The sequence below is a fragment of the Pseudomonas oryzihabitans genome (assembly GCF_024652905.1).
GTDB lineage: Bacteria > Pseudomonadota > Gammaproteobacteria > Pseudomonadales > Pseudomonadaceae > Chryseomonas > Chryseomonas benzopyrenica.
This window is the reverse complement of record NZ_CP102428.1, coordinates 2,198,365-2,214,635: the sequence shown is the minus strand read 5'-3', so window position 1 is coordinate 2,214,635 and position 16,271 is coordinate 2,198,365. Positions and strand designations below refer to the sequence as shown.

General features: G+C 64.0%; 14 protein-coding genes and 1 pseudogene. 5 read left to right on the top strand and 10 right to left on the bottom strand.

Translation table 11 applies throughout. The features are described from left to right. Positions 1-105: 105 nt before the first annotated feature. The 8 genes from xylB to NRG74_RS10335 form a co-directional block, all read right to left on the bottom strand. Positions 106-1,602 (bottom strand): xylulokinase, encoded by a 1,497-nt coding sequence (gene xylB, locus NRG74_RS10370; RefSeq protein ID WP_257706447.1) that lies wholly within the window; start codon positions 1,600-1,602, stop codon positions 106-108. A gap of 72 nt (positions 1,603-1,674) precedes the next feature. Continuing rightward, entirely contained in the window at positions 1,675-3,150 is a 1,476-nt protein-coding gene (locus tag NRG74_RS10365) for a mannitol dehydrogenase family protein (protein ID WP_257706446.1), read from the bottom strand. Between the two features lie 64 nt (positions 3,151-3,214). Further along, the gene (locus NRG74_RS10360; protein ID WP_257706445.1) at positions 3,215-4,312 is read right to left on the bottom strand and encodes an ABC transporter ATP-binding protein; all 1,098 of its coding nucleotides are present in this window, start codon (positions 4,310-4,312) and stop codon (positions 3,215-3,217) included. A gap of 19 nt (positions 4,313-4,331) precedes the next feature. Continuing rightward, the gene (locus NRG74_RS10355; RefSeq protein WP_064306664.1) at positions 4,332-5,165 is read right to left on the bottom strand and encodes a carbohydrate ABC transporter permease; all 834 of its coding nucleotides are present in this window, start codon (positions 5,163-5,165) and stop codon (positions 4,332-4,334) included. A gap of 10 nt (positions 5,166-5,175) precedes the next feature. Beyond that, the gene (locus NRG74_RS10350) at positions 5,176-6,108 is read right to left on the bottom strand and encodes a carbohydrate ABC transporter permease (protein ID WP_064306663.1); all 933 of its coding nucleotides are present in this window, start codon (positions 6,106-6,108) and stop codon (positions 5,176-5,178) included. A 122-nt stretch (positions 6,109-6,230) separates the two neighbouring features. Beyond that, positions 6,231-7,556 (bottom strand): ABC transporter substrate-binding protein, encoded by a 1,326-nt coding sequence (locus NRG74_RS10345; RefSeq protein ID WP_068385265.1) that lies wholly within the window; start codon positions 7,554-7,556, stop codon positions 6,231-6,233. 216 nt (positions 7,557-7,772) lie between these two features. Next, positions 7,773-8,087: a hypothetical protein gene (locus NRG74_RS10340; protein ID WP_064306661.1), complete on the bottom strand. Its 315-nt coding sequence runs from the start codon at positions 8,085-8,087 to the stop codon at positions 7,773-7,775. Positions 8,088-8,628: 541 nt separating this feature from the next. Beyond that, entirely contained in the window at positions 8,629-9,069 is a 441-nt protein-coding gene (locus NRG74_RS10335) for a hypothetical protein (RefSeq protein ID WP_017638913.1), read from the bottom strand. 192 nt (positions 9,070-9,261) lie between these two features. Here NRG74_RS10335 and NRG74_RS24470 point away from each other — a divergent pair. After that, positions 9,262-9,411: pseudogene (locus tag NRG74_RS24470) on the top strand (hypothetical protein); the annotation flags it as partial. 309 nt (positions 9,412-9,720) lie between these two features. Next, a complete protein-coding gene (locus NRG74_RS10330; RefSeq protein ID WP_093249767.1) occupies positions 9,721-10,530 on the top strand; it encodes an inositol monophosphatase family protein in 810 nt (269 codons plus the stop codon). A gap of 110 nt (positions 10,531-10,640) precedes the next feature. Here the strand turns inward: NRG74_RS10330 and NRG74_RS10325 are convergent, their stop codons facing one another. After that, positions 10,641-11,207, bottom strand: a complete 567-nt coding sequence (locus NRG74_RS10325) for a histidine phosphatase family protein (protein WP_017638911.1) — start codon at positions 11,205-11,207, stop codon at positions 10,641-10,643. A gap of 274 nt (positions 11,208-11,481) precedes the next feature. Between NRG74_RS10325 and NRG74_RS10320 the strand changes: the two genes are divergently transcribed. Genes NRG74_RS10320 through NRG74_RS10310 form a run of 3 tightly spaced genes read left to right on the top strand, consistent with a single transcriptional unit; the run spans position 11,482 to position 14,568 of the window. Then, a complete protein-coding gene (locus NRG74_RS10320; RefSeq protein ID WP_160922852.1) occupies positions 11,482-11,931 on the top strand; it encodes a FecR family protein in 450 nt (149 codons plus the stop codon). Beyond that, the gene (locus tag NRG74_RS10315; RefSeq protein ID WP_160922853.1) at positions 11,928-12,560 is read left to right on the top strand and encodes an OmpA family protein; all 633 of its coding nucleotides are present in this window, start codon (positions 11,928-11,930) and stop codon (positions 12,558-12,560) included. Before NRG74_RS10320 ends, NRG74_RS10315 begins: the two co-directional genes overlap by 4 nt. Positions 12,561-12,570: 10 nt before the next feature. Then, the gene (locus tag NRG74_RS10310) at positions 12,571-14,568 is read left to right on the top strand and encodes a CHASE2 domain-containing protein (protein WP_257706444.1); all 1,998 of its coding nucleotides are present in this window, start codon (positions 12,571-12,573) and stop codon (positions 14,566-14,568) included. A gap of 118 nt (positions 14,569-14,686) precedes the next feature. On the opposite strand, the gene NRG74_RS10305 is transcribed toward NRG74_RS10310, so the two are convergent. After that, entirely contained in the window at positions 14,687-16,270 is a 1,584-nt protein-coding gene (locus tag NRG74_RS10305; RefSeq protein ID WP_257706443.1) for a M48 family metallopeptidase, read from the bottom strand. Between the last annotated feature and the right edge of the window lies 1 nt (position 16,271).

Here is a 16,271-nt window from a genome sequence, read left to right as displayed (position 1 = left end):
TAAAGGTACGGCTGTGTTTTGTTGGGCTTCGCGGTGCTCAGCCCAACCTACGGCTGAGTCTCCATGGGGTGAAAACCGCCTGGCGTTTTCCACCCCCTCCGCCCGCTAGGCTATTCCGTAGCTCTCACGCAGCTGCTGCCGGTAGCGCTGGTAGGCCGCCTCGTATTCGGTGACCCGTGCGGGATCCGGTTCGGCGCGGCTGGCCGGGTCCAGGTGCACGCAGCGTTCGGTGAGGCTGTCGAGCGACTCCGGATGACCCTGTTCGCGACTCCAGCACCAGGCCGCCTGCAAGGCGCCACCCAGGGCCGCGGCTTCGCCGTGGATCGGGCAGACCACCGGGGTGTTCATCAGATCGGCGATCAGCTGGCGCCACACCGGGCTCCTGGCGCCGCCGCCGATGAGTCTCAGGGTGTCGCCGGGCATGCCCAGGTCGCGCAGCAGGTCGAAGCCGTATCTCAGGGCGAAGCTCACTCCCTCGACCACCGCCCGGCACAGGTTGGCTTGGGTCAGGTTGGTGGCGGTGAGGCCATGCAGGCTGGCGGTGGCGGTCGGTAGCGCCGGGACCCGTTCGCCATTGAGGAAGGGCAACATCAGCACCCCTTCCGCGCCGATGGGCGACTCCGCCACCAGACGGGTGAATTCGGCCAGGTCCAGGCCGAGCAACTCGCGGATCTGGCCGCTGGCGTTGGTCAGGTTCATGGTGCAGATCAGCGGCAGCCAGCCGCCATTGGACGAGCAGAAGCCCGCGACGGCGGGGTGCTCGCTGATGCGGGGTTCGTCGGAGTAGCCATAGAGAGTACCCGAGGTGCCCAGGCTCAGGGTGATCTGGCCGGCGCGGCTGTTGCCGGTGCCAAGGGCGCCCATCATGTTGTCACCGCCACCGCTGGAGACCAGCGCCTGGGGATTGATGCCCAGTTGGCTGGCGACCTCCGGCCGCAGCCGCCCGACCGGCTGGTCGGCTTCGATCAACTCCGGCAGGGCGCGCTCCAGGCGACCACTGGGGTCGATATGGCGCAGCAGCTCCAGGTCGTACTGGCGCGTGCGCACATTGAAATAGCCGGTGCCCGAGGCGTCGCCGTATTCGGCCACGGCGCGGCCGGTCAGCCAGAAGTTCAGGTAATCGTGGGGCAGCAGCACCTGGGCGATCCGGTCGAACACCTCCGGGTGCTGTTCCTTGGTCCAGAGCAGCTTGGAGACGGTGTAGCCCGGCGCGATGGCCAGACCCAGGCGCTCGATGGAGCCTGCCGCGCCACCGAGATGCTCCAGCAGACGCTGGTTTTCCGGGGTGGACTCGGTGTCGCACCAGAGCTTGGCCGGACGCAGCACCTTGCCGCTGTCGTCGAGCAGCACCAGACCATGCTGCTGGCCCGAGACGCCAACACCGAGGATGTCCTGGCCATCGCTGCCGGCCTGGGCCAGGGCGGCGCGGGTAGCCGCTACCAGTGCCCTGATCCAGTCCGCCGGATTCTGCTCGCGACGGCCGTTGGCGGCCTCGGTCAAGGGGTGCGGCGCACTGCCTTCGCCCAGTACCACGCCGCGCTCGACATCCAGGATCACCGCCTTGGTGCCCTGGGTACCGCAGTCGATCCCGAGAAACTTCATGCCTGACCGCTCCTTGTTGTTGTTAGGGCTTGTATGGACTATCGACACTGCCCCGGCAGTTTTCTGCCAGGGCTAGTCGCCGAGCAGGGTCTGCAAGGTGGCGCTGACCCCATGGGTACGCAAGTTGTACAGCTGCCGCTCGAAGGCGGCAACGAAGGCCGCGGATTTCGGGATGTGCTTGCCGAAGATTTCTTCGGCGCCCAGCAGGCGCTCGGTAAGGTTCTTCTGATCCTGCACCAGTTCCTCGCAGTAGTTGGCGCGCGGATCGGGGATGCGATAGGTCGCCCCGGTCTCGTCCACGCCCCGCAGATAGACCGCCCAGGCGGCCACCACCAGGGCGGCGCGATCCAGGTCCTTGCCGTCCTCGATCAGGCGGTTGATGGTCGGCACGGTGAACTTGGGAAACTTCGAGGAACCGTCGGAGCAGACCCGCTCCAGCTGGTCGGCGATCGCGCGATTGGAGAAGCGCTCGATCAGGGTGTCCTTGTACTGGTCGAGGTCGATGCCCGGAACCGGCGCCAGCTGCGGGGTCACGTCCTCGTCCATGTAGGTGCGGATGTAGCGTACAAACAACGGATCGGCCATGGTCTCGTGGACGAAGCGATAGCCCTTGAGGAAGCCGAGGTAGGTCAGCGCTAGGTGGCTGCCGTTGAGCAGCTTGATCTTCATCTCCTCGTAGGGGGTGACGTCATCGGTGAACTGGACGCCGACGTCTTCCCAGGCCGGACGACCGGCAACGAACCTGTCTTCCAGCACCCACTGCAGGAAGGGCTCGCAGACCACCGGCCAGGCATCCTCGACGCCGTGTTCGGCCAGCAGGGCCTCGCGATGGGCGGTGCTGGTCATGGGGGTGATGCGATCGACCATGGCGTTAGGGAAGCTGACGTGCTCGGCGATCCAGCCGTGCAGCTCTTCGTCTACCAGGCCGGCGTAGGCCAGCAGGGCCTTGCGGGTCACCTGGCCATTGTGCGGAAGGTTGTCGCAGGACATCACGGTGAAGGGGCCGGTGCCCTCGGCGCGGCGCTTGGCCAGGGCCGCCAGCAGAAAGCCGAAGACGCTGCGCGGATCGCCGGGATGCTGCAGGTCGTGCTGGATCAGCGGCAGTTTGAAGTTGAATTCGCCAGTGCTGTCATCCATGCAGTAGCCGCCCTCGGTGATGGTGAGGGAGACGATGCGGGTGCTGGGATGGGCCAGCTTGTCGATCAGCCTTTGGGTGCCTTCCTCTGCCAGCAGCATGCCGCTGATGGCGCCGACGACGCGGACCTCGGTGTCCGGCTCGTCGGCCAGCACCACCTGGGTATAGAGGTAGTCCTGTCCGGCCAGGGCGTCACGCATGGCGCGGTCCTCGGCGCGCAGGCCGACGCCGCAGATGCTCCAGTCCAGGTCGCGGCCCTGGTTGAGCAGGGCTTCGGTGTAGATGGCCTGGTGGGCGCGGTGGAAGCCACCGACGCCGATGTGGACGATACCCTGACGCAGCTGGCAGGCGGCGTAGGAGGGCTTGGCGATGTATGCGGGAAGCTGGTCGAGATTCTGGCGATTGAGTTTCATGAGAGGGATCCTGGCAGAAGGCGCTCCTGGTCATGGTCGGCCATGACCAGGAGAGAAGGGGAGATCAGGCGGCCTGGCGCAGCAGCGGCGCCACGGCGCGGCCCTGTTCGTCGAACAGGTGACAGAAGTCCACGTCCAGGGCCAGGCGCTGGCGTTCGCCGTAGGCCACGGCGCAGTCACCCGGCACGCGCACGGTCAGCGGCTCCTCGGCCTCGGTGACCATGTGGCAATAGGTGTCGCTGCCCAGGCGTTCGGCCACGTCGCTGATCACCGGCAGCTGGCCGTCGGCGGCCAGGCGCAGGTGTTCCGGGCGAATGCCCAGGGTCACCGGGCTGCCGATCGCGAGGTCGTCACCACGGCGTGGCAGGTGCAGGCGCGGACCGGCTGCCAGCTCCACCTCCACGCCCTGGGCGTCGGTGGCCACCACCTTGCCCTTGAAGAACGCCATCTTCGGCGTGCCCAGGAAGCCGGCGACGAAGAGGTTGGCCGGATGGTGATAGAGCTCCAGGGGCGAACCGACCTGTTCGACGCGGCCGCCATTGAGCACCACCACCTTGGTCGCCAGGGTCATGGCTTCCACCTGGTCGTGGGTCACGTAGATCATGGTGGCCTGCAATTCCTGGTGCAGGCGCGCCAGTTCCAGGCGCATCTGCACGCGCAGGGCGGCGTCCAGGTTGGAGAGGGGTTCGTCGAACAGAAAGATCTTCGGCTGGCGCACGATGGCGCGGCCGATGGCCACCCGCTGGCGCTGGCCACCGGAGAGCTGACGCGGCTTGCGCTCCAGCAGCGGCGTCAGCTCGAGGATGCGGGCGGCATCGGCGACCTTGCGCTCCACTTCCTGCTTGTCGATCTTGGCCAGATCGAGGGCGAAGGACAGATTCTTGCGCACGCTCATGTGCGGATAGAGGGCGTAGGTCTGGAACACCATGGCCAGGTCACGTTTGGCTGGCGAGACCTCGGTGATGTCGCGCCCGTCCAGTTCCAGGGTGCCGCTGCTGACCTCTTCCAGACCGGCGATGAGGCGCAGCAGGGTGGACTTGCCGCAACCCGAGGGACCGACGAAGACCACGAACTCACGGTCGTTGATGTCGAGGTCGACGCCCTTGATGATTTCCAGCGAGTCGAAGCCCTTGCGCAGGCTGCGGATTTTCAGATTGGCCATGACAGGAGTCCTCTTGTTCTTATTTCACCGCGCCGAACGACAGGCCGCGGACGAGTTGTTTCTGGCTGATCCAGCCAAAGATCAGGATGGGCGCGCAGGCCAGCGTCGAGACGGCCGACAGCTTGGCCCAGAACAGTCCCTGGGGACTGGAGTAGGAGGCGATCAGCGCGGTCAGGGGGGCGGCATTGGACGACGTCAGGTTGAGCGACCAGAAGGCCTCGTTCCAGCACAGGATCAGCGACAGCAGCATGGTCGAGGCGATGCCGCCCTTGGCGATCGGCAGCAGCACCCGGACGATTTCCTGGTAGGTGGTGGCGCCATCCAGGCGCGCGGCCTCGAGGATGTCCTTGGGAATGTCCTTGAAGTAGGTGTAGACCATCCAGACCACGATCGGCAGGTTGATCAGGGTGTAGACGGCGATCAGCAGCAGCCGGCTATCGAGCAGTTCGAATTGCTTGGCCAGCAGGTAGATGGGTACCAGCACTCCGACCGCCGGCAGCATCTTGGTGGAGAGCATCCACAAGAGCAGGCGCTGGGTGTGCTTGGTCTCGTGGAAGGCCATCGAGTAGGCCGCCGGTAGCGCCAACAGCAGGCTGAGCAGGGTGGCACCAAAGGAGATCACCACCGAGTTCAGCGCGAAGTGGAAGTAGTCGCTACGCGCCTGGATGGTCAGGTAGTTCTCCAGCGTGGGCGTGAAGAAGAACTGCGGCGGCGTGGCGAAGGCGTCGATCTCGGTCTTGAAGCTGGTCAGCACCATCCAGAAGATCGGGAAGAACAGCACCAGGGCCACCAGCCAGGCGAGCAGGCCCAGCAGCAGGCTCTGCAGGCGCCGGGATTGCTTGAGCGTCAGCATGTCAGGGTCCTCACTGTTGGGTCAGGTTCTTGCCAAGCATCCGCACCAGGATGATGGCGGCGATGTTGGCGATGAGCACGGCGATCAGGCCGCCGGCGGAGGCCAGGCCGACGTCGAACTGCAGCAGGGCCTGGTTGTAGATCAGGTAGGCCAGGTTGGTGGAGGCGAAGCCCGGGCCGCCGCTGGTGGTGGTGTAGATCTCGGCGAACACCGACAGCAGGAAGATCGTCTCGATCATCACCACCACGGCGATGGGGCGCGCCAGGTGCGGCAGGGTCAGGTGCCAGAAGATGGCGAGCGGACCGGCACCGTCCAGGCGAGCCGCTTCCTTCTGCTCCTGGTCCAGCGACTGCATGGCGGTCATCAGGATGAGAATGGCGAAGGGCAGCCACTGCCAGGAGACGATCAGGATGATCGACAGCAGCGGATGGGTGGCCAGCCAGTCCACCGGGGTGGCGCCGAACAGCTTCCAGACCGCGGCGAGAATGCCGGAGACCGGATGGAAGATCAGGTTCTTCCAGATCAGGGCACTGACCGTGGGCATGATGAAGAAGGGCGAGATCAGCAGGACGCGGACGATGCCGCGGCCAAGGAACTCGCTGGCTTCCAGCAGCGCCGAGATCAGTACGCCGAAGACCACGCTGATCAGCAGCACGCTGCCCACCAGCAGCAAGGTATTGCTCATGCCGGGCCAGAAGCCGGCATCGGTGACGAAGTATTCGAAGTTCTCCAGGCCGACGAAGCCATGCTCGCCGGGATACAGCAGGTTGTAGCGGATCAGCGAGAACCAGATGGTCATGCCCAGGGGCACCAGCATCCACACCAGCAGCAAGGCCACCGAAGGACTGATCAGGAACCAGCCGGGACCGGCACGACGGCGTTGACGCCGGGCGGGTGCGGCAGGAGTTTCGACGGCAGGCGTCTTGAGGGTGGAGGTCTGCATGGCGATGCTCCGCAAGGCAGTGGGCCGTGACGAGGCACTGGCGTCTCGCGAGGCCAGTGGCGGATCAGGCAGGGAAAGCCGCTAGGCCGGGATCCGCGCGCGGCGGATCCCGGTATCCAGCGCTACTTGGGATAGCCGGCGCGCTTCATTTCCCGGGCGGTGGACTGCTGGGCCGCCTGCAGGGCCTGCTCGACCGACATCTGCCCGGTAAGGGCCGCGGCGAACAGCTTGCCCACCGAAGTGCCGATGGCCTGGAACTCGGGAATGGTCACGTACTGGATGCCCACATAGGGCACCGGCTTGGCCGAAGGGTGGGCCGGGTCGGCGTGCTGCAGCATGTCCAGGGAGACCTTGGCGAAGGGCGCCGCGTCCATGTAGGCCTGGCTGTAAGTGGACTTGCGGGTACCCGGCGGCACGTTGGCGATGCCGTCCTTGTCCGCGACCAGCTTGGCGTAGTCCTTGGAGGTGGCCCAGGTCACGAAGGTCTTGGCGGCATCCTTGTGCTTGGAGGAGGTCGGGATACCCAAGGACCAGGCGTACAGCCAGGAGGAGCCCTTGTCGGTGACCTCGCGCGGCGAGCCGGCGAAGCCGACGCTGTCGGCGACCTTGCTCTGGCTCTTGTCCATGGTGAAGGAGCCGGCGACGCTGGCATCGACCCAGATGGCGCACTTGCCGCTGTTGAACAGCGCCAGGTTCTCATTGAAGCCATTGCTGGAGGCGCCGGGCGGGCCGTACTTCTTCATGTTGGTGACGTAGTAGTTGGCCGCCGCGGTCCATTCCGGACCGGTGAATTCCGGCTGCCACTTCTCGTCAAACCAGCGCGCGCCGAAGGCGTTGGCCATGGTGGTGACCAGGGCCATGTTCTCGCCCCAGCCGGCCTTGCCTCTCAGGCAGAGACCGTATTGGTCCTTGTCCGGCTGGTGCAGCTTGCCGGCGAACTCGGCGATCTGGGTCCAGGTGGGCTGGGCGGGCATGGTCAGGCCGGCCTGCTGGAACAGGTCCTTGCGGTAGTAGGTGATGGAGCTTTCGGCATAGAAGGGCAGCGCATAGAGGGTGCCCTTGACCGACAGGCCTTCGCGAACCGACGGGAAGAGGTCGTCCAGGTCATAGTTGGCGGGCAGGTCCTTCATGGGCTCCAGCCAGTTCTGGGCGCCCCAGAGGCCGGTCTCGTACATGCCGATGGTCAGGACGTCGAACTGACCGCCCTGGGTGGCGATGTCGGTGGTCAGGCGCTGGCGCAGCACGTTTTCTTCGAGCACCACCCAGTTGAGCTTGATGTCGGGATGCTGTTCTTCGAAGGTCTTGGACAGCCGCTGCATGCGGATCATGTCACTGTTGTTGACGGTGGCGATGGTGACCGTTTCAGCGGCCTGAAGGGCCAGTGAAAAGGTCAGGCCTGCAGAGAGGGTGACAGCGGACAATAAAAGCGCTTTTGGTGTGGTTTTCATCTTGCACTCCGCGTCCCGTGCCAATGCAGCAGACGCTTTTCTTGTTGTTGTAACCCACTACGCGACCGGCTATTGCGGCCTTGGCAGCGGAAGCCTCGGACTGATTACAGCCCGTAGCCGCCTGGGAAACAAATGCTGGAAGACACCAAAATCGGTATTTTTTTGCACATCCCTTCCAGGCCGTGCGTTAACCTCCGGCAAGGGCGTCCGCTCTGCCTAGAGGCTTTCCGCCTTGACCTTGGTGATGCCGTCCTCGCGATAAAGCTGCAAGGTTCCGGGGGTAGATTCGATCACCCGTTCGTTTTCGATGAGGAAGGAATAGACCGGCGTCGCGCTACCCGGGGCGCGCAGGTTGCGATATTCGTAGACCACTAGGCGATCGAGCTGCGCGACTCGCTGCGGCGAGCCGAAACTCTGCCGGAGTTGCTCCTGGGTACGGCCGCCGAATTGCGAGGGGTCGGCCGGAGGAGAGGTCGGCGCCGAACTGCATGCCGACAGCGCGGCGAACAGGAGAAGGGACAGGCGTTTCATGACGGCTCCGCATGCAGGTCGAAAGGGCAGACGGGGTGAGCTGCCCATAGAACCAGACGGACCTGGAAAACGGCGATTCATTCCCTGGGCGGGATTAAAAAGCATACGAATTGGAAGCCATCCGTCGACATCAATCGAACGGACTAGAATACCCAACGCTGTTCTTGAACAAAGGTCTGACGTTCGTTCAGCCAGCGGGCGCTATTGATTGGCTGTCGAGTGTCACGGGGCTGGGCGTCGGCTCTGCTAGGGAGAACCTCGGTACTTGCGGCGGGAGCCTTGAGCGTAAGATCCGCCAGCTTGAGCGGCGGTACGGCGGGAAGGGTGGCAGCCTGGGCGTGAAGGGCTGCAAAGGTCGCAATGACACTGGCCAGAATACGAATTCCCATTCCTTGGGTCTCCTGGTAGATCCGAAGCGCGAATCTACCATTACCCTGCCTATTTGGTTCCTTCTTAGTCTGACGTTACTGCGTAACTGTGATCCCGTTCGTCATCCTGAGTACCGGTCGGTCACACCACCGACAACCGGATGCCGAACCGTTCAGTCAACCGATAGCAGCTCGCGGTGCTTGGCTGCCAGATAGGCGAAGAGCGGCGGGCAATCCGAGACCAGGCTGACCAAGGTCTGGCTGGCAGCGGGCTCTTGTCGCAACAGGACTTTTTCACCACGCGCATTGAGGTAGAGGGTGTATTCGGGCGTACTGGACTGGGCCATGAACCCCTCACCCATGAGCGCGCTACCCAGGGCCATCCGCTGCGGCAGGTCGCAGCTGCCTTGCCACTGGAAGGCACGGATGCCGAGGTTTTCCAGGGTTTCGGCGATGGGACAGTCGATCATCAGTGGCGGATGATCGAAGAGTGGGAATTCGCTCGACAACAGCTCCAGATGGCGCTCCAGACACTCGAAGTGCTTTCTGGGAATCAGTCGGCGCAACTGCTGCAACTGACCATTGCCGTGGAATAGCGAAGTTTGTGCGGTCATGGCGTCCTCCCGGTACATCGAGCGCTTGAATGTTCTGACCGGCTGCTGGCGGATTTGGTGCGGTCCGCTTCCACATTTCGCCGTATCGACTGCCAATACCCGACAGCCTGCAGCTTGCAGATGACATGGTGGTGACCGCCTGGTACTGGTAGAGCTTAAAGAGTAAGGACGGCGTCAATAAGGATTAGTCATATGTTCTATCGCTTTCCTCCTGGCACCTTAGGTAGCGCCAGTCTCGCCTATCAACGACCTTATCCAAATCCGCTGGCAGTTGCAGGCGGCGATATCGTTCAGCCGGTAATCGATGGCTCGCAAGAGATCACGGATATGCTGGGCTGGACATGGTGCAAAGCTGTGGATGGTCGTTCTGGTTGGGTGCCCAACGCCTGGTGCCAGCCTTGCGCCGATGGCTGGCAACTCAAGCGCGATTTCGCAGCCTTGGAATTGAATGTCCGCGAAGGCGACCAATTGAGATTGCATTACAGTGAGAGCGGATTTGTATTCTGTACCACTATGACTGGAGACACGGGTTGGTTGCCGGACGCCGTAATTCTGCTTGAGGACGATGACCTGGTGCCGTCCCGTATGGAGGATTTGCATCTTGGTTCCGAGCTGGCACCCTGGCGCTTTTCAACTGCTCCAGGAGTCTTCATGGTCAACATTGCCCCCGCCATCGCCGAACGCTACCGCGCCGTCCAGGAGATCGCCCGGGAAGCGGCGCAACTCGGCCTCGACTTCTATCACCGGCGCGGCGCGCTGCAGGTGGACCACAAGGGCAGCGACCTGCAGGACGTGGTGAGCATCGCCGACAAGACGCTGGAGGAGCTCATCCGCCAACGCCTGAGCGAGCGCTTTCCGGAGGATGGCCTGCTGGGCGAGGAGGGCGGTGCAACCGATCTGGCTGCCCCCTATCTCTGGGTCATAGATCCCATCGACGGCACCGCGCCCTTTCTCAATGGACTGCACAATTGGTGCGTGTCCATCGGCCTGATGCACGAGGGGGAGCCCTTGCTCGGCGCGATCATGGATCCGAATCACGACGAACTCTTCCATGGCCTGCGGGGGCATGGCGCCTTCGTCAACGATCAGCCACTGCGTGTCCATCCCGCCACCGAGATCCGCCAGGGCTTGACCGGCCTGGGTACCACCCACAGACGTGGCAAGGAAAACTTCCTGCCCTTCGTGACCGGTCTGCTGGCCGAAGGCGGGCAGTTCTTTCGCAATGGCTCGGGCGCCCTGATGACCGCCTACGTCGCCGCCGGCCGGCTGATCGGCTACTACGAGACCCTGATCCATGGCTGGGACTGCCTGGCGGGCCTGGTCCTGATCCAGGAGGCGGGCGGCCGCCACAACGCCTTCCTGCGTAACGAGGGCCTGGTCAATGGCAATCCCCTGCTGGTGGCAGCGCCCGGCGTCTACGATCAGCTCGCCGCGCTGGTAGGGCCTTCGCTGGACAAGTGAGCGGACAGTTCCGGCGGAACGAAGAGGCAAGAGGGCAGGTTGCCTGGCTATTACCGGTCACCTTGCCGCCGTCGGACGTGGCCGGTGTGACCGAAGCCAGGCGCCGCGTCCTAGCGCTGCTCTTTGCGATAGAGGCTCGGCTTCCAGTAGTCCTTCAGCAGCAGATGCAGTGGACCGCGCCAGCCGCGCTTGCGCAACTGCCAGGCGATCAGCACGTTCATGATGCCGTGCCCTAGCAACAGCACCGAGCCGTGGCGTTCGGCCAGTTCGATGAGTCGATCGGCCGCCTGGCCAGCGCGCACCGAAGAGCTGCCGATGGATTCGGTATGGGCGGCGAAGCCCAGGAACCAGGCGGATCTGAACAGCAGGCGCCAGGCCTTGACCGGCAGCCGCGGCGCATCGAGTTCCAGATAAGGCAGGTGCGCTTCGGCATAGACCTCATCGACCGGGCTGTCCGTGCGCCCCATCAGGTATTCCAGCGAGCGTACGCAACGTCCCAGGGGGCTGCTCACCACATAGCCCGCCTCCTGCGCCAGCCGCCGTGTTTCCGCAGGCTCCTGGCCTGCCGGCACCGGCGCCTCCTGGTAGCGCGCGACCCAGTCCTTCATCTCCCGCGGGGTGCAGCGAGCCTTACTGGAAAGATCGGGTTTGCCGTGACGGACCAAAATGATGTGCATGGAAGGCGACCTGGGAAAGATGGTCACTAGACCGCAGTTATCAGCGTTCGTCTCGCGCTGTCCCGCCCCGTAATGGTGATATCAAATCGCCACTTGTGCTGCTGGCTATGCCGCCTGGCTTGTTTATCTGGTAGAAGGTGATTGGGTTCACGAGCCTAGTGCCCGGCTCGCTGGGTAGCAGGCTGCTTCGGGAAGTTGCCTGGGCGCCTGCTGCAACCCGCGTTGCCTAGTCAGAGACCGTCCAAGCACGTCGTCCATCCAAGGACAGGAAAGCATGAAAAGAATACTGTGCGCGTTGGCGCTGCTCGGTGTGCAGGTGCTGGGATCACCACTGGTGACTGCCGCGGAAGAGTCCCACGTCGCGCTGATCAAGAGCGTGTCGGGCAGCGTCAAGGTGCTGCGTCAGACGACGACCTTCCAGGCCCAGGCCGGCACCACCCTGCAGGTGGCCGATCGCTTGCAGGCGGGCCCGGAATCCACCGCGGCCATCGTCTTTCTCGACGGTACCCTGCTCACCCTGGGCAACGACGCCGATGTGCAGCTGCGCGATTACCTGTTTGAACCCAAGAGCAGCCGTTATGGCTTCTCGGTCTACCTCACCAAAGGCGCGGCCATCTACTCGTCCGGCAAGATCGGCAAGGTCTCGCCCGACTCGGTGAAGATCGAGACGCCTTCCGCCACCATCGGCGTGCGTGGCACCCGCTTCCTGGTCCAGGCCCAATGAGCGCCGTGATCGCTGCCTCGTCCCAGGGTCGCCTGCTGCTAGGTGTCCTGCTGTCGGCGCTGGTGCTGGGCGGCTGTGCCAGCCCGCCGCTGCCCCAGACCAGGGTCACCCTGATGCCCGACGAGGATGGGCACGTCGGTGCCGTCTCCGTCACCAGCTCCGCCGGGCGCCAGGCAATCGACCAGGGCTTTGCCGAGGTTACGGTAGCCGGACCGAATCAGGCGCCGACTGCCGCGCAGTCAGTGGCCCAGCCGCTCTTCGAGCAGCAGCACCGCCAGGTGCTGGCGGCCCAGCCCTCGCCGCCAAAGACCTTCGTGCTCAACTTCCGGTCCGACAGTATGGAGCTGACACCGCAATCCAAAGCGCTGCTACCAGAGGTGCTGGACGCTGCGCGCCAGCGCATGCCTACCGAGATTTCGGTATTCGGCCACGCGGATGCGTCGGGTACGCCTTCCTACAATCTCGACCTCTCGGGGCAGCGCGCCCGCAAGGTGGCCGGTCTGCTGCAGCGGCTCGATCCCAAACTGCGTATCAACGTCGAGTTCTTCGGCGACACGGTGCCACTGGTGCCGTCTCGTCCGGGAAAGTCGGAGCCGCGCAATCGCCGTGCCGAAGTCCTGATTCTCTAGGGTCTGGTGCATGAAATCCGTCACCCACCCGTTGCGTCGTCGCGCGCCCTGGATGTTCCTGGTCAGTCTGGGGCTGTCACTGGCCTTTGGCTTCGCCGCCTTGCTGCAATGGACGCCCCTGCAGCATCTCGACCGCCTCGCCTACGATCAGCTGAGCCGCTTTTCGGCCAGCGACGAGGAGGCGACCGGGGTACAGGTGGTCAGCATCGACGAAGCCAGCCTGGCGGCACTGGGCCAGTGGCCCTGGCCCCGCTATCGGGTAGCCGAGCTGCTCTCCCGCATCGCCGAAGCCGAGCCCGCCGCGATCGCCATCGACGTCTTGTTCAGCGAGCCGGACCGCACCTCGCTCAAGGCGTTGCAGCAGAGCTTCAAAGACGACTTCGGCATGGACCTGAGCTTTTCCGGTGTGCCTGCGGAGTTGCAGGACAACGATGGCTATCTTGGCTACGTTATGGGACAGACGGGGGCCATCGCCGCCCGCTTCTTCTTCCTCGATCTGCACCAGCCCGCTTCCAGCGGCCTACGGCCCGGGGTTGGCTTCAGCGGTGCCCTCGACGCCCTGGCGCTGCCCGAGGCCACTGGCGCGCTGGACAACGTAGCCCCTATCGCCAGTCAAACGCGCTTCAGCGGCTTCATCAACAGCCAGCGTGACAGCGATGGCATCCTCAGGCGCGCCCCCCTGCTGCTCAGTCATCAGGGCATCATCCATCCCAGTCTGGCCCTGGCCGCCACCATGCGCGCCCTGGGGCTGACCGAGGGCGTAGTGGAGACCAGCGTCACCGGACCGGTGCTGCGGCTTGGCGATCACCGTCTGCCGCTCGACAGCCGAGGCCAGGCGCTGCTGCACCTGCACAGCACTGCCGAGCATTATCCTGAGGTCTCGGCGCTGGCGGTGCTCAGCGGCGCGGCGGCGCCCGCCAGGCTCAAGGGCAAGGTGGTCTTCGTCGGCGTATCTGCCGCGGGCTTCAATGATCTGCACACGACGGCCCTGGGCCAGACCTTTTCCGGTGTCAGGCTGCAGGCCGCCCTGACCCAGGACCTGCTGGACGACGCCTTGGTGCGGATCCCCCAGTTCGCCGGGGTACTGCAACTGGCGTTGTGCCTGATCGGCGGCCTATTGTTGTCCGCCGGGTTTTTCTACAACCGCAATCAGCGCCGCTTCGCCCTGTTGGCGGCAGCGTTGATCATCCTGCCACAGCTGCTGGGCATCTGGCTGTTCGTGCGCTACGACGTCTTCCTGCCCCTGGCCGCGCTCCTGCTGCTGGTGGCGATGTTGTCGGGCCTGGCGTTGGTCACCCGGATCATCCTGGCGCGCCAGTACGAAGAGCGTTGGCGCCGGCAACTGGAACGGTCACGCCAGGTCACCATCGAGTCGATGGCCGCGGTGGCCGAGACCCGGGATCCCGAGACCGGTGCCCATATCAAGCGCACCCAACACTATGTCCGTGCCATCGCCGAGCAGATGAGACGCACCGGTCAGGCGGCGGACCTGCTGACGCCGGACTATATCCAGCTGCTGTTCCTGTCCGCGCCGCTGCATGACATCGGCAAGGTCGGGGTGCCGGATGCCATCCTGCTCAAGCCCGGGCGGCTGACGCCCGAGGAAATGCAGGTGATGCAACGGCACGCCGAATTCGGTCGCCAGATCATCCTCAGCACCGCCAGCCATCTGGAGGATGACAACTTCCTCGCCCTGGCCGCCGAGATCGCCAGTACCCACCATGAGAAATGGGACGGCAGCGGCTATCCCAACAGGCTGTCCGGTACAGACATTCCCTTGGCCGGGCGAATCATGGCGGTGGCCGACATCTACGATGCGCTGATCAGTCGTCGCTGCTACAAGGAGCCTTTCAGCCACGAAGACTCGCTGCAGATGATGCGCGAGATGCGTGGCAGCACCTTCGATCCCCAGGTGCTCGATGCCTTCCTGGCCATCGAGCCGCAGATCCTGACCATCGCCCAGCATTTTCGCGATGAAGGGGCGGGGGGAAGTCGGCGCCTGGTCTGAACGGGTGCGGCACCGACTATCTGTGACATCGCCAAGCCGGACGGGCGGTCCTGTACAGGGTGTTCGGATGCCGAATCGGAGATGCCCCATGGTCAGGAAGCGTCCCTCGCGTAACGGATCAAGCCTTCAGCCCTGGCACCAACTTCACGCAATTGGCTTTGACGCTGGGATAGGTCAGGCATTTCTTACCCAGCCGCTGCTGGGCGGGCTGGTCCTTGAGTTGTCGCGCAGCATGGATCTTCTGCACGATGAACATTTCTTCGGAGCCGAAGTTCTGCTCGCCTTGATCGATCAAGGCGAGCGCACCCTGGGGATCGCCGTTGTTCAGGCGTGCGGAAATTGCCAGCTCGTAAAGCTCCGGACTCGCCAGGCGCCAGTTCTCGATGGCCTGCAGGGTTGCCGCCGCCTGCTGCCGATTACCCTGGGCCAGGTGAAGATTGAAGGCTGCACGGCGGATGCCGGGTTGGTTGGCTACCGGTGATGACAGGGCACGTTCGACCAGGGCTTGAGCACCTCGCAGATCCTTGCGTTCCAGGGCCACATTGGCGCCATAGGCATCGCGGTAGGCACTGAGTGCGGCCCGTACCCGAAGATCCTCACGCAGGTGCGACCAGCGCGAGCGCTCCACCTGGGCGCGCCGCTCGCCCTGATACTCCCGCTGCAGGTACTGGCGCAGGTCCTTATCACGTTGCATGGGCGACATGTGCGAGCGCTGCAGGTAGTCACTGGCCGTGGTAATGCTTACCAGCATGCCTTGATTGAGGAATGTCTGAGCTTCCTTGAGCACCCCATTGACATCCAGCTTGGTAACCGCCGCCGTGAGGCCCAACTGGCGTTCCTGAAGAAAGGTGGCCATCAGCGGGGTCTGCTTGCCCTGGTAGTCGTCCAGGCGTTGCAGGCTGTGGCTGGCGGCCCGCGGTGCATAGCCAGCACGGATCAGTAGGTCGACGCCGAGCAGATCTGCCTGATCCTCCTGGACGCGGCCCCAGGCCGTGTTCCAGACATTGTCGGAAAAGCTGTTGATCAAGGCGCTGTAGAGGAGGGTACGGTTGATGATCTTGCCGGTTTCAGCGGGATTCTTCTGGTTGAAGCGGACCTGATCGCCAGCGCGATCCATGCGCGTGTCGGCCACTGTCGCACCCAAGATCGCCAAGGTCGCCATGCGAGTGACGTTCTCTTTCTGCTGGATGAACGCCTTACGGCGATCATGGTGCCGCAGCAGAACGTGGCTCATTTCATGAGCCAGCATGGCGGCGATTTCATCTTCGCTGGCGACGTTTTCCAACATCCCCAGGGGCACGAAGATGTTGCCGTAGGGATCGGCCGAAGGGCCGAAGGCGTAACTGTCGACCAGGCCGATCTTGAGGGATGGCATCTCACCCGGCCAGCCCCGCCCGAGTTTTTGCACGATGCCATCCAGATACTCCTGTAGCGGAGCAATGGCGACGAGGTTCTGCTGGCGCACCTCATTGGCTGGAAGACTGCGGCCATCGTAGCTGAGGCGCAGGTTTTCGACGTGCCGGGCATCGAGCGTGCGGTGGGCTCGCACATCCGGTTGATCCAGATAGTGGCCGTCGAAGGTGGCATACGTATGCTTTCCTGACAGATTGGCCAGGGCATCGGGCGCCCCGGTGAGCGTCCCACATCCGCTCAGCACGAGGCAGCCAAAGAGCAGCGGTAGGACAGCGCGGGCGGTGTTCATC

Bases quoted from the DNA above. Each gene is read 5' to 3' on its own strand.
- xylB (WP_257706447.1), bottom strand. From the start codon at position 1,602: ATGAAGTTTCTCGGGATCGACTGCGGTACCCAGGGCACCAAGGCGGTG.
- NRG74_RS10365 (WP_257706446.1), bottom strand. From the start codon at position 3,150: ATGAAACTCAATCGCCAGAATCTCGACCAGCTTCCCGCATACATCGCC.
- NRG74_RS10360 (WP_257706445.1), bottom strand. From the start codon at position 4,312: ATGGCCAATCTGAAAATCCGCAGCCTGCGCAAGGGCTTCGACTCGCTG.
- NRG74_RS10355 (WP_064306664.1), bottom strand. From the start codon at position 5,165: ATGCTGACGCTCAAGCAATCCCGGCGCCTGCAGAGCCTGCTGCTGGGC.
- NRG74_RS10350 (WP_064306663.1), bottom strand. From the start codon at position 6,108: ATGCAGACCTCCACCCTCAAGACGCCTGCCGTCGAAACTCCTGCCGCA.
- NRG74_RS10345 (WP_068385265.1), bottom strand. From the start codon at position 7,556: ATGAAAACCACACCAAAAGCGCTTTTATTGTCCGCTGTCACCCTCTCT.
- NRG74_RS10340 (WP_064306661.1), bottom strand. From the start codon at position 8,087: ATGAAACGCCTGTCCCTTCTCCTGTTCGCCGCGCTGTCGGCATGCAGT.
- NRG74_RS10335 (WP_017638913.1), bottom strand. From the start codon at position 9,069: ATGACCGCACAAACTTCGCTATTCCACGGCAATGGTCAGTTGCAGCAG.
- NRG74_RS10330 (WP_093249767.1), top strand. From the start codon at position 9,721: ATGGTCAACATTGCCCCCGCCATCGCCGAACGCTACCGCGCCGTCCAG.
- NRG74_RS10325 (WP_017638911.1), bottom strand. From the start codon at position 11,207: ATGCACATCATTTTGGTCCGTCACGGCAAACCCGATCTTTCCAGTAAG.
- NRG74_RS10320 (WP_160922852.1), top strand. From the start codon at position 11,482: ATGAAAAGAATACTGTGCGCGTTGGCGCTGCTCGGTGTGCAGGTGCTG.
- NRG74_RS10315 (WP_160922853.1), top strand. From the start codon at position 11,928: ATGAGCGCCGTGATCGCTGCCTCGTCCCAGGGTCGCCTGCTGCTAGGT.
- NRG74_RS10310 (WP_257706444.1), top strand. From the start codon at position 12,571: ATGAAATCCGTCACCCACCCGTTGCGTCGTCGCGCGCCCTGGATGTTC.
- NRG74_RS10305 (WP_257706443.1), bottom strand. From the start codon at position 16,270: ATGAACACCGCCCGCGCTGTCCTACCGCTGCTCTTTGGCTGCCTCGTG.